At 56.7% G+C, this 13,051-nt stretch carries 9 protein-coding genes and 4 pseudogenes; 7 read left to right on the top strand and 6 right to left on the bottom strand.

The annotated features are described in order from the left end of the window. Positions 1-17 precede the first annotated feature (17 nt). Positions 18-350, bottom strand: coding sequence for a YnfA family protein (locus JZM24_RS15465; RefSeq protein ID WP_215670770.1), 333 nt, complete (start codon positions 348-350; stop codon positions 18-20). Between the two features lie 170 nt (positions 351-520). On the opposite strand from JZM24_RS15465, the gene JZM24_RS15460 reads away from it, so the two are divergent. Both JZM24_RS15460 and JZM24_RS15455 read left to right on the top strand, forming a co-directional pair. Beyond that, on the top strand, positions 521-826 hold the full coding sequence (locus tag JZM24_RS15460) for a DUF1283 family protein (protein WP_246580108.1): 306 nt from the start codon (positions 521-523) through the stop codon (positions 824-826). A 77-nt stretch (positions 827-903) separates the two neighbouring features. Beyond that, a complete protein-coding gene (locus JZM24_RS15455) occupies positions 904-1,158 on the top strand; it encodes a DUF1161 domain-containing protein (protein WP_215670766.1) in 255 nt (84 codons plus the stop codon). A gap of 63 nt (positions 1,159-1,221) precedes the next feature. Here JZM24_RS15455 and JZM24_RS15450 read toward each other — a convergent pair. The 4 genes and pseudogenes from JZM24_RS15450 to JZM24_RS15435 form a co-directional block, all read right to left on the bottom strand. Beyond that, positions 1,222-2,674 (bottom strand): annotated as a pseudogene (locus JZM24_RS15450) (MDR family MFS transporter). Positions 2,675-2,779: 105 nt separating this feature from the next. Then, a complete protein-coding gene (gene bioD, locus JZM24_RS15445; protein ID WP_215670764.1) occupies positions 2,780-3,466 on the bottom strand; it encodes a dethiobiotin synthase in 687 nt (228 codons plus the stop codon). 117 nt (positions 3,467-3,583) lie between these two features. Beyond that, positions 3,584-4,801, bottom strand: a complete 1,218-nt coding sequence (gene mlc / locus JZM24_RS15440; RefSeq protein ID WP_215670762.1) for a sugar metabolism global transcriptional regulator Mlc — start codon at positions 4,799-4,801, stop codon at positions 3,584-3,586. Positions 4,802-4,958: 157 nt separating this feature from the next. Next, positions 4,959-5,845 (bottom strand): annotated as a pseudogene (locus tag JZM24_RS15435) (LysR family transcriptional regulator). A 135-nt stretch (positions 5,846-5,980) separates the two neighbouring features. Here JZM24_RS15435 and JZM24_RS19840 point away from each other — a divergent pair. The 3 genes and pseudogenes from JZM24_RS19840 (at position 5,981) to tus (ending at position 8,504) form a co-directional block, all read left to right on the top strand. Beyond that, positions 5,981-6,738: pseudogene (locus JZM24_RS19840) on the top strand (MFS transporter). Next, a complete protein-coding gene (locus JZM24_RS19835) occupies positions 6,738-7,250 on the top strand; it encodes an MFS transporter (RefSeq protein WP_376775570.1) in 513 nt (170 codons plus the stop codon). The pseudogene JZM24_RS19840 and the gene JZM24_RS19835 overlap by 1 nt, the downstream one beginning before the upstream one ends. A gap of 324 nt (positions 7,251-7,574) precedes the next feature. Further along, positions 7,575-8,504 (top strand): DNA replication terminus site-binding protein, encoded by a 930-nt coding sequence (gene tus, locus JZM24_RS15425; RefSeq protein WP_215670760.1) that lies wholly within the window; start codon positions 7,575-7,577, stop codon positions 8,502-8,504. 63 nt (positions 8,505-8,567) lie between these two features. Here the strand turns inward: tus and fumC are convergent, their stop codons facing one another. Then, positions 8,568-9,965, bottom strand: a complete 1,398-nt coding sequence (fumC, locus tag JZM24_RS15420) for a class II fumarate hydratase (protein WP_215670758.1) — start codon at positions 9,963-9,965, stop codon at positions 8,568-8,570. A 161-nt stretch (positions 9,966-10,126) separates the two neighbouring features. Here fumC and manA point away from each other — a divergent pair. Both manA and JZM24_RS15410 read left to right on the top strand, forming a co-directional pair. Next, positions 10,127-11,303, top strand: a pseudogene (manA, locus tag JZM24_RS15415) (mannose-6-phosphate isomerase). 143 nt (positions 11,304-11,446) lie between these two features. After that, positions 11,447-12,955 (top strand): YdgA family protein, encoded by a 1,509-nt coding sequence (locus tag JZM24_RS15410; RefSeq protein ID WP_215670756.1) that lies wholly within the window; start codon positions 11,447-11,449, stop codon positions 12,953-12,955. The last annotated feature ends 96 nt before the right edge of the window (positions 12,956-13,051 follow it).

Raw genomic sequence — 13,051 nt, 5'->3', positions numbered from 1 at the left:
GCCGCTTTCTGCGCCCCTCAGTTCGCGTCGTGGCGCCAGCCGCTTATCATGATCATGACGCCGCACAGCACCACCGCCGCCCCCAACCAGTCCTGGGGGGATAATTTTATGCCGTCGATGAACCTCAGCCATACCAGCGCTGTCAATATATACATGCCGCCGTAAGCGGCATAAACGCGGCCGCTGGCGGCGGGATGCAGCATAAGCAAGCCGACGAACGCCATCAGGCTTAGTGCGGCGGGAAGTAGTAGCAGCAGGCTACCTCCCCGTTTTATGTAGCAATACGGCAGGTAACAGCCGATGATTTCAGCGACGGCGGTCGCAAAATACAGCAACAAAGTTTTGGTCATTCAAGCTCCGTTCGCGTCAACATCGCCCCTCTTGTTGAGGGTTGGTGATGGGTTTGAGATAATATTATTATGATCGCATACATTATTAGCGCGTTATGCCGCGCACAGCTTAGAAGGAACATGGCATGAACACAATCCCGCCCCGACGTTTGCTCGGCGGACTGCTGGCAATGGGCCTGCTGGCGTATGCCGGCGCAGGGATCGCCGCAAGCGACACTACCCAGCATATCGTTATCGACTCCGGCGATACCGCGAGCTCGCGGGCGGCGGCGCGGCAAAGTCAGGAACAATGGAATGCTACTCACTGGCTGCGTAACAAAGTGAATACGCGCGTAGAAAAAGATTTCGATCGCTATGATCAGTCGGTGGATCTGCAGGAAAAATGCAACATCAGCCAGAATGTCAACGCGTATTGGGAACCCAACACTTCCCGCTGTCTGGATCTTCGTACGGGACGTTCGCTGCTGGCGCCTTAAGCGACAGGATGATTTCCTAAAAGGCTTTACGTTGCTACGCTTATAACGCCACTTCATTATCATATAAGGATGACAGGATGAAGAAGTCAATGTTGTTTACCCTTGCGCTGGCCCTGCTTGTGCCGCTCGGCGCACAGGCCGCGTGCGAAGACGTGAAAGCGGACATAGCTCGGAAGATTGTTGCCAACGGCGTACCAGAATCCGGTTTCACGCTTGAAATCGTGCCGAGCGATCAAACGGATGGCGCCAGCGGTCAGGTGGTGGGTCATTGCGAAAACGATAGCCAGAAAATCGTCTATACCCGCCATGGGGATGACGCACCCAGTCCTTGATTCGTCACGCGGGAGGCGCTGGATGTGCCTCCCTCTTCTGCACCTGACCGGTTTTTGCCCACGTTACTCTTCCTGCCGCGGACGCAAACCGTCGGGCATCAGGACGGCAGCACCCAGCGCGCTGAGCGCAATCAGCATTGAAACCCAATAAACCCCCCACCTGCTGCGCCATATGCGTCAGACCATGGCCGTCTTGGCCGTGATGGGCGATAAGATGCTGCACCGGATCGTCGATTCCAGGTAACCGCCGCTGCAAATTGGTATTGAGCGTGGCGCCCAGTACTGCGGTACCCACCGCCGAACACACCATGCGGGTAAATACCGTTGAGGCGGTGGCAATACCTCGAATCGCAAACGGCGCCTCGTTTTGTACCGATACCAGAAAGGTGATATTACACATGCCCATGCCCAGGCCGATGACAAACGACGCCAGCCGGGCGTCATTAATACTGCTTTGGGCGTCAAGCCGCAGTATCAGCAGACTGCCGGCCACCAGAAAAACCGCGCCGCAAAGGGCCATCAGGCGATAGGACGTGTGGATCATCAACCTGCCGCATAGCGTGCTCGCCAGCGGCCAGCCCAGAGACATCACCGCCAGTGTCCAGCCTGCTTCCAGAGTGCTGCCGCCCAGCACCGCCTGAATATAGGTGGGTAAAAACGCGGCGATACCCATCATAGACGCGCCGATAATCAGCCCGCCGACATTTCCGGCAATAATGACCTTGCTCTGCCATAGCGCCAACGGGAACAACGGCGCTGGGCTGCGCCGCTGTTCGCGCACCAGCAGCACGGCGCTGACAACGGTCACGGCCAGCAATGCCGCCCGCCAGTGGCACAGCTGTCCACCCTGCAGTAAGGTGATAATCAGCCCGCCGACCGCCAGGGTCATATAGGCGATGCCGGCGAGGTCCAGGGATGTCGTGTCGCGCCGCTGGGGCGCCGCAGGGAGATAACGCGCCAGCAACCCTACCGAGAGAATGCCCAGCGGCACGTTCACCCAAAATACCCCTGACCAGTGAAAATGCCGCACGATAAAGGCGCCCATTAACGGACCCACGATCGCCGATACCGCCCAGAAGCTGGAAAGATAGCCCTGCAGACGGGCGCGTTCTTGCTGATTGTAGACATCGGCAATAATGGTGGTGGCGAGCGGCACGATAGCGCCCGCACCCAGACCCTGCAGCGCGCGAAACAAAATCAGCCCCGGCATATGGGTAGCAAAGCCGCACAAAATAGAGCCGGTGAGAAACAGCCCGGTGCCGATAAAAAACACCGGCTTACGGCCGAACAGGTCCGCCTGGCGGCCGTAAATCTTGATGCTGATGGCCTGCAATAACAGGTAAATAGAGAACACCCAGCTCAGCAGAGGAAAACCGCCCAGACTGGCGATGATATCCGGCATGGCGGTGGCGACGATGGTGACTTCTACCGCCGCCATAAACATGGCTAACATACAGGCAATAAGAATTCCGCCGCGCCGCATTGGCGCAGCGGCTGACGCCGGCGTCTGGTGCATAGATCCCTACTGGTGCGCTTTTTTGTCCGCTGATTATAGCAGTTGGCCACCTGAGGAGACAGACGGCGATTCGCCGCTACATGGTGAGCGCGTTTGCGGCGCCCTTCAGGCGGTATGTTGCGCCACGATGTTGAGCGGCGAAAAATCAATAAATTTGGCCAAATCCCGCTGCTCCGCACGCGGCAAATAAGGCAGATCGCCCAATTTCGGCGCCGGCATGATGTGGTTCAATACGCCTAGGACTTCGGCATAATGCGCCAATCCGGGGTTAATGCGATTAGCGATCCAGCCCAACAGCGGCAGACCGTCGTTGAGGATAGCCTCGGCGGTCAGCTTCGCATGGCTGATACAGCCGAGCTTAATGCCGATCACTAGCACCACGGGTAAACGCTCGCGAATGACCCACTCAGAGTAAGGCCGGTAATCGTTCATAATCGCGCGCCAGCCGCAATTGCCGTCCACCACAACCGTATCCGCCAGCGCGGAAAGATGTCGCAGTCCGCGGCTCATGGCCTCATAATCCACCGCCGCGCCGGTGAAACAGCCGGCGGCGGCCTCGGTGAGCAGCAGCGGATTGACATCACTGTAAGGCCGTTCCAGCGATGACGACGTCTGCAACACCAGCGCATCGTGGTTGCGCAGCCCCTCGGCAGTCATCAGGTTTCTTTCGGCAATCGGTTTATAACCGACTGTCGTGAAATGGCTGGCCGCCAAATGCTGCAATAGTGCGCGCGCGACAACAGTCTTACCGACGGCGGTATCCGTACCGGTGACAAACATATGTTTCAACATGGCAACTCCAGACTGTCGTAATCCATTAGACTTGATAAAATTTCGCGGAAGGATCAGGGGGAAATGTACGTCATTGCGGCGAGGTGTGGCTTGCGTTAGCTCAATATTTTGGCGTTTTTACCCCTGCATCAGCTTTAGCAAAAGTGAACCATCATACAGCGAATCTTTTACCAGCGCCGCGCCGGGCATGGTGCCATGATTGCTAAAACGGGTTGCCTGAATTTGTATCCGCCGGCTGTAATCCGGCAGCGCTTGTTGCCCAATACAGCGCTGTATGGCCGGATAAAGGATCGACGCCGCGCCGTTGAGCGGGGAGCCTACCAATATTTTTTCCGGATTAAACACATTCACCATCATCGCCAGGATCCGACCGACGTTCAATCCGACGCCGGTGATGATCTCCTGCGCTACGCGATCACCGGCCAGCGCTGCTCTGCACAGGCGATCCACACTTAACGTCATGCCGTTGAGCGGCGAATCCGGCTGACGCTTCAGGCGTTGGCGGGTGTGTTCAAGGATACTTTCTATACCGGCGACGGTTTCGAGACAGCCTCGGTTCCCGCAGTAACATCGCCGGCCGTCGGGATCGATTTGCGTGTGGCCGATTTCCACTAATGTACGGCTGCCGCCGTGCAGCAGCCGGCCGCCGGTTATCACTCCGGCGCCGACATTATGATCAATAACAATCTGAATGACGTCGTTACTTCCCCGCGCCGCGCCGTAGAGCGCTTCGGCCATGGTCCAGGCGCAAATGTCATGCTGCAGGTATACCGGCACGCCGATATGGTTGCTGAGAACCTCGCCCAGCGGCATATCGGACACCTCATACCAGGGCATACGGTGGATAACCCCGGCCTGCGCGTCGATAATGCCGGGCACCGTTACCGCAATTGCCGTCAATCGCTCTAACTGGCGCTGATGGCGTGTAAAAAAACCATCCACTTCAGCCACAAGCCGTGTCAGCAGCGGTAAGGTGGCCTGCGACGGTAACGGGACGGTGTCTTCCACCACCAATTTGCTGGACAGTTCACGCAGCGATAACGAAAGGCTGCCATGACTGATGTGTATCGACAAAAAATGCCAGGCTTGCGTCTCCACCACCACGCCAATCGCCGGCCGGCCGCGCAAGCCGTTTTCCTGGTATTCCGTCTCCCTCACCAAGTGCGCTTCCATCAGCTCGCGCACGATTTTGGTGATGCTGGCTGGCGCCAGCCGGGCATATTTAGACAGCGCGATACGGGAAACAGGACCATACGTATCAATCAAACGGTACACCGCTCCCACGTTCGCCTGTTTAATTTGATCAATATGTCCGGGTTGACCAATGCCAATCACTGAACCGCTCCCGCTATTTTTCACGCTATAAAATAATAAGATTGGGGTTATGGTGAAACTTTTACGTTTAGCCGTCAACTATTTGATTGGAAATGTGATTTACTGCACATATTTACAAACAGCCGGCATTCCCCGCGGGCCGCCCCCGCGAGCAAATTTACTGTCCCTGTAGCATTAACCCTATCATACGCTGCGCCGAGGCAGACAGAGCGCGCTGTCGATTGGTGACCAGCCAGACTTCGGTTTTGGCGTCAGGCTCCTGCAGCGCCAGATAGCGCACGCTGTCTACTTTGATACGCAGAAACGACGCCGGCAGTATCGACACGCCGAGCCCGGCCGCCGATGGTCATGGCTTCGCCGACTTCCTGGGTAATATAGGGGTCGATGTCATAGCGTTTAAGCAGCAGCAGAATTTCATCATACAGCGCAGTGCCGACCTTACGGTCGAAAAAGACAAACGGCTCATCCGCCAGTTGGCGCACCGTAATGGTCTCACCGTCGACGCTGGCGAGGGGATGGTCCTGATGCACTACCGCAATGAGCGGTTCGCGCAACAACAATTGATAATCCAACGCATCGGGCAGGGGCGTGTTGCGCATGATCCCAATATCCAGCTTGCCGGTCAGCAAGGGGTCGATCTGCTGCTTGGTGTTGGTATCTACCATTTGGATATGCACATCCGGATGCTGCTGACGAAATGCCAGCAGGCTGGCGGAAATGGATTTGATAAAAGGCGCCGAGGCGGTAAAACCGATCGTGACCTCGCCCAACTCACCGCGGTGCATCCGCGCGGCGCGATCCGCTGCCTGATTGACCTGAGCCATGATCTGCCACGCCTGCTCTAGGAACTGGCGTCCGGCCGGCGTCAGCCTGACGTTGCGGTTGTTGCGTTCTAATAGCAACGCCCCCACCTGCTGCTCCAGGATTTAGGATCTGCTGGCTTAACGGCGGCTGCGAGATATGCAGTTTCTCGGCGGCGCGGCCGAAATGGAGCGTCTCGGCGACGGCGATGAAATAGCGTAAATGCCTCAGTTCAATATTTATATTTTAAAGATATCAATTATTATTAATATATTAGACAAAAAATTTAGCACTTTCTGTCCTTATTAAACGATTCAGCTAGTCAGCGGCCCTGCCGTTATTGTTAACCATGTATGATGTTGGTATTAAGAATTGATTGTGAACACCCTTTCGCGCACCACGGCGTCATCGCCGGCGACTCGAATCGCCCAGCCCGTTGCTTCCCCGTCCCGCTCACTGTACATCAAACGCGGTACCCCACAATTCATTCAGCTCACCCTGGCGCTATTTTCCGCCGGTCTGGCGACGTTCGCCCTGCTGTATTGCGTGCAGCCCATCCTGCCGGTGCTGTCGGCGGACTTTGGCGTTTCCCCCGCCGCCAGTAGCCTTTCACTGTCGGTGTCCACCGGTACGATGGCGCTGGGTTTGCTGTTTACCGGCCCGCTGTCGGACGCAGTAGGCCGTAAATCGGTGATGGTGGTGTCCTTGATTCTGGCCGCCAGCTTTACCCTTTGCAGCGCTTTCATGACCAGTTGGCAAGGTATTTTCTCCTTACGCGGGCCTGTATCGGCCTGTCGCTCAGCGGCGTCGCCGCGGTGGCGATGACCTATCTCAGCGAAGAGATTCACCCAAGCGTAGTAGCGTTTTCCATGGGGCTTTATATCAGCGGTAACCCGATAGGCGGCATGAGCGGCCGGTTGCTAAGCGGTGTCATGACCGATTTATTTTCCTGGCGGGTTGCGGTGGGCTGTATCGGTCTGGTCGCGCTGCTGGCCGCCGTGATGTTCTGGCGCATACTGCCCGCCTCGCGCCATTTCCGGCCGAGTTCATTAAAACCCCGCAATTGGCAATCAATTTCCGTCTGCATTGGCGTGACCAAGGCCTGCCGCTCCTGTTCATGGAGGGTTTTTTGCTGATGGGCCCTTTCGTTACGTTGTTTAACTACATCGGTTATCGGTTGCTGTCACCGCCGTGGTCGCTTAGCCAAGCGGTGGTGTGGTTGTTGTCGGTGGTGTATCTGACCGGCTCCTGGAGTTCTCCGAAAGCCGGCGCGTTGACCGCGCGCTACGGCCGTGGACCGGTCATGATGGTGGCTATCATTATCATGGTCGCCGGCCTGTTGTTGACGCTGGCAACGCCGCTGGCGGTGATTTTTATCGGCATGATGCTGTTTGCCGGGGGGTTCTTTGCAGCCCACGCCGTCGCCAGCGGCTGGATTGGCCGCCGCGCGCGCCGCGCTAAAGGTCAGGCGTCTTCGTTGTATCTATTTTGTTATTATCTTGGCTCAAGTACCGCCGGGACGCTTGGCGGGTTCTTCTGGCACGGGTACGGCTGGGGCGGCTTCGTGGCGTTTATCACCGCGCTGCTGCTCGTTTGGCTCTCTGTCGCCCAGCGCCTGCGCCGGTTGCCCGAGCTGCGTGCGGTCTGACCCGGGCCGCGTGAGTGCAGCGTTAGGGCGTTAGCCATGTCGGTTGCTCACCCGCGATACAGCCATCGCAGACGTTGTCTCCAGATATGAGGGGGCGATGCACACAAAGGCGATGTTAATTGTCATCGCCTCAAGTTCATCGCGCCGCCATGCTAATTTGCGTCGCAGTAGTGGCTATACGACAAGCAGTTAATCCAGCCCCCTCCACAGTCGGGTTATCGGTTGGTTGTGCTGGACGTATTTGGGTCTTTTTCGCTAAGATAATAGGCTGTTGATAGTAGAATTCATCAATAGGATGTTGTAACTAACAGCCAGGATGACATTATGCCCGCTTTAGATCTAACCGAGCGCCTTAACACCTGCTTTAACACGTTGCAATTGCGCCTGACGGCTCTTGAGCCACTGCTGGGTGGGTTCAGGCTGCTGGCCGCCCGCATATTTACCCTGCCTGAAGTGGAAAAAGGACAAGAACAGGAAGAGATAACAACGCTGACGCTACAGCAACAGGTGGGGAAAACCGCGCTGGCGAACGGCATGGCGCACTTTCATCGCCTGTTTATTTATCAGCAAAAGCAAAACAGCAGCAGCAAAGCGGCGATCCGCCTGCCGGGTGCCCTGTGCTTTGCCGTGGATGATGATCAGTATGCTGCCGCCATCGCGTTGATAAGCGAAATTAACCACCAGAAAACACAATTGGCCCGGCTGATTACCGTGGAATCGCAGCTGCCGCCGGAGCAGCGCTTTGACTTCGTACATCGCCATTTACGCGGTTTGAAAACCCTGAGTGCCTATCGCGGCCTGCAGGTCATTACCGACCCCGATTCGGTACGTTTTGGCTGGGCAAACAAACAGGTCATCAAGAATCTGACGCGTAAGGAGGTGCTGACCATGCTGCAAAAAAGCCTGCACGGCGGGCGGGCGGTACCGCCTTATACCCGCCAGCAGTGGCGAGAGCGGGTGCGGGACGAGATAAACCTGGTGTCAAAACTGCCGCCGGACATTGCGCTGAAAATAAAGCGGCCGGTAAAAGTGCAGCCTATCGCGCGGGTCTGGTACCAGGCGCAGCAAAAACAGGTGCAGTACGCCTGCCCTTCCCCGCTGATTGTCCTTTGCCGGACGCAGCAAGGCGCGACGGCACCGACGCTTGGGGAATTACTGAATTATGACCGCCGTACCATCCGCCCGAAACACGTCCCGACGGCATTGCCGGCCCACCTGCTGATCGAACGGCTGCATTTGTACGTTGCGACCTGAGGCAAGCGTCGGTCGTCGCAGTTCCCGCGCGGCGCGCCTGTCGCGCTGGCATCCCTCCCTCATTCAGCTTTTCATACTGCCAACCATGTCTTCCGGGCGGACCCACTCATCAAACTGCACTTCCGTCACATAACCCAACATCAGCGCCGAGGCCTTCAGCGTCAGACCCTCTTTATGGGCTTTTTTGGCGATTTCCGCCGCCTTGTCGTAACCAATATGGGTATTAAGTGCCGTCACCAGCATCAGAGATTCATTCAGCAACTGATCGATGCGATCGCGCTTCGGTTCAATCCCTTGGGCGCAATGGTGATTGAAGCTGTCGATACCGTCCGCCAGCAGGCGCACCGATTGCAGAAAATTATGAATAACCATCGGACGGTAGACATTAAGCTCGAAATTGCCGGAAGCACCACCGATATTGACCGCCGCGTCATTTCCCATGACCTGACAACACAGCATGGCCATGGCTTCGCACTGGGTCGGGTTGACTTTTCCCGGCATAATGGAACTGCCCGGCTCGTTTTCGGTAATGCTCAATTCACCAATGCCACAACGCGGACCGGAAGCCAGCCAGCGTACATCGTTGGCAATTTTCATCATCGACGCCGCCAGCCCTTTCAAGGCGCCATGGCCGTGGACCAGCGCATCGCAGGTCGCCAGGGATTCAAATTTGTTCGGCGCGGTGACAAAGGGTTGGCCGGTCAGATCAGCGAGCGCTTTTGCCACGCGAACCGCATACTCCGGGTGAGTATTAAGCCCGGTGCCGACCGCGGTGCCGCCCAGCGCCAACTCGCACAAGTGCGGAATGCTTTGCTCAATATGCTTCGCGCTGTGCTTAAGCATCGCTACCCAGCCGGAAATTTCCTGACCGAGCGTCAGCGGCGTCGCATCCTGCAGGTGGGTGCGGCCGATTTTCACGATATCCTTGAACGCGACGGCTTTGGCGTCCAGGGTTTTCTCTAGCACCGCCAATTGCGGTAGCAGATGTTCGCGCACGGCAATCACCGCGGCGACGTGCATCGCCGTCGGAAACACATCATTGGAACTTTGGCTTTTATTTACATCATCATTGGGATGCACCCGGCGCCCCTCGCCGCGCTCGCCGCCAAGCAGTTCGCTGGCCCGATTCGCCAGGACTTCGTTCATGTTCATGTTGCTTTGGGTGCCGGAGCCGGTCTGCCAGATCGCCAGCGGGAACTCGGCGGGGTGTTTACCGGCCAGCACTTCATCCGCCGCGTCGATAATCGCCTTGGCACGTTTGGCCTCTAGCAAGCCGAGATCCTGATTGACCTGCGCCGCGGCACGCTTGGTTTGCGCCAGCGCGCTAATGAGTTCAGGCGGCATTTTTTCGCTGGAAATGCGAAAATGTTCCAATGACCGCTGCGTTTGCGCGCCCCAAAGACGGTCCGCGGGGACGTCAATCGGCCCCATTGAATCTTTTTCTACACGAGTGACTGCCATCATAACCTCCTGGTATTCTTCCTAAAGATCGCTATCCCGCCCCACGATGCTTACTTCTTTAGCCAGGGCATTGGTAGTATAGTCCCACATAAACGCTTACCATTATGCGAGCGTTAAGCGCTATTATAATACGAATCAATAAATTATTAACGGGAACGATCATGGAAAAAATGATAAATACCCTCCAGCATTACGCCTGGGGCAGTAAAGATGCCCTGACCCGGCTTTACGGCATTGCCAATCCCGAGGGCCGGCCGATGGCGGAATTGTGGATGGGCGCGCACCCGAAAAGCAGCTCGCGCGTCGTCGATGCCCAAGGAAATGAGATAACACTGCGTTCGCTGATTGCGCGCAATCCGGCGGGCATGCTGGGCCGCTCGGTGGCGGACCGTTTTGGTGAACTGCCTTTTTTGTTTAAGGTGTTATGCGCCGACGAGCCGTTGTCTATCCAGGTTCATCCCAGCATTGAGGCGGCAAAAATCGGTTTTGCCAAGGAAAATCAGGCGGGAATTGCCCCGGATGCACCCAACCGCAATTATAAAGACGCCAATCACAAACCGGAACTGGTGTTTGCCATGACGCCGTTCCAGGCAATGAACGGCTTTCGCACGCTGTCGTCCATTGTCTCGCTGCTGCAGCCTATCGCGGGGGCCCAATCCCACTATCGCCGCCTTCCTCGCCCATCCCGATGAGCATCACTTGGCGCAGCTGTTCGGCGATTTGCTGTCGATGAGCGGCGAGCAAAAGTCCCGGGCGCTGGATATTCTCACCGTCACGCTGGCCCATCAGCACGGCGAACCCTGGGATACCGTGCGCATGATTGCCGACGTTTATCCCGACGACAGCGGTCTGTTCTCGCCGCTGCTGTTAAATGTCATTACCCTGCAGCCCGGTCAGGCGATGTTTTTGTTCGCGCAAACGCCTCATGCCTATCTCAAGGGCGTGGCTCTGGAAGTGATGGCCAATTCTGACAATGTGCTGCGCGCCGGCCTGACGCCGAAATATATCGATGTGCCGGAGCTGATGGCCAATGTCCAGTTCGTCGCCAAACCGGAGAATACGCTGTTAACCGTACCTCAGGAGCAGGAAGGCGCGCTGGTCTTCCCGATTCCGGTGGACGATTTCGCCTTCTCGCTGCACGCATTGACACCAGCGCCGCGCGGGATGGCCCAGGACAGCGCGGCCATCGTATTTTGCGTCGATGGCCAGGCCACCGTGGACGGCGCCGGGCGGCAAATCACACTGCAGCCCGGCGAGTCGGTATTTATCCCGGCAAATGAGTCACCCATTAAGGTTAGCGGGAGTGGCCGTTTAGCCCGCGTTTACAATCAACGCTAACGCCGGCCAGACAAATTGCTTGTCAGTTGCTACTATTAGTTGCATGTATTGGGCAGTATTCCCGGTCATGTGCGCTTTTTGTTGCCTTCGGCGTAGCTGGGCGAACAAGTGGGATAGCAAGATATTATAAGGATGCATAACCTATGAAAAAAACCCTCGTAGCGGTCAGCGTGATCGTCATTCTCGGCGCCGCCTGGACCGGTGGCGCCTGGTACACCGGTAAACAGTTTCAGCGCCGTTTGCCTGAGTTGGTCAACGACGCCAATAGCCGCTTGCAAAGCACCTTTCCGCAATCTGGTCTACGCTTTGCCGCAGAGAATTACCGGCGCGGCATTTTCACCAGTCGTGTGGATGTTGTGCTGCAGTCCGATGGCACTACCGGCGACAATAAGCTATTGAAACCGGGCGAGGATGTGCGCGTCAATGAAAAGGTCGATCATGGCCCCTTTCCCTTTGCCCAGCTGAAAAAAGGCGTGTTTATTCCCAGCATGGCCTCGGTGCATAGCGTGCTGGCAAAAACCGCCAAAACTCAGCCGCTGTTCGACGCCGCCAAAGCGGGCGTACCGCTGGTGGCGGAAACCCGCGTCGGCTATAGCGGCAACACGGTATCCAAAATTTCCGTGGCGGCGATGGATTTCCAAAATGATCAAACGGTGATCCGCGCCAGCGGCGGGACCTTCGATGTCGCCGCCGATAGCGATGGCGATAAATTGAAGGTAACCGGCGGCATTGATAGCCTGGTGATGGGCGGACTTAACCAGTGGCAACAGCGCGAACAGCTGACGCTACAGGATTTCAGCGTTGACAACGATACCCACAATGGCAAACAGGGATACAGCATCGGCGATAATACGCTTAAGGCGCGCACGCTGATGTACAACCTGGACGGCAAGGACATTTTAAGCATCGACTCGCTCTCCCAGGTGACCCATGCTACAGAAGATGACGATAAGCTGTCGGTTCAGGTCAATTATGCCCTGGACGCACTGCATATTCAGGGGCAAAACTTCGGCGCCGGCAAGCTGAATATCAGTTTGTCCAATTTGGATGGTAAAGCGATCGAAGCGTTCAGCGATAATTATCATCAGCAGGTCGCGCAAATCATGCAGCAGACGGGGGCGGTGGATCCGCAACAGCAGCAGGCGCAAATCACCCGGGCCTTTTTGCAGCAGTTGCCTACCGCGCTGAAAGGCAGCCCCTACCTGACTATCGCCCCGCTGAGTTGGAAAAATACCAAAGGAGAAAGCATTTTCACCCTGACGCTCAATCTTAATGATCCGGCGGCGGCGCAGGAATCAGCCTTGATGCCGGATCAGCAGTGGGCCAGATTCGTCAACAAATTGGATGCCAAACTGACCGTTCCGCTGGATATGGCCACCGAAAACACCGCGCAATTCGCCCGTCTGCAGGGGTACAATGAGAAAGATGCCGACCTGCTTGCTAAGCAGCAGGTTCAAGGTTTGGCCGCCATGGGGCAGATGTTAAAATTGACCACGGTGGCGGATAATACCCTGACCAGCAGTTTCCATTATGTCGACAACCAAATCAATTTGAACGGCCAGAAGATTTCCATTCAAAACTTCCTGGGCGTCTTCGGGGTGCCCGAGGGCGCGCCGCAGCCGGCTGAGCCGCCGGCGGTGCCGCATCCCTGAATCTCCCGGTCTGTCCTTGCGCTCCTGCCCCTGAGCCGGGGGTGTTTTTTCTCACCCGCCCGGACGTCGCTACGGGCCGGTCAATGTTATAATCAT

Origin of the sequence: Candidatus Sodalis endolongispinus, from assembly GCF_018777395.1 — a bacterium.
Lineage (GTDB): Bacteria > Pseudomonadota > Gammaproteobacteria > Enterobacterales > Enterobacteriaceae > Sodalis_B > Sodalis_B endolongispinus.
Note: the sequence above shows the minus strand (reverse complement) of the source record. Positions and strands in the feature narration are given on the sequence as shown.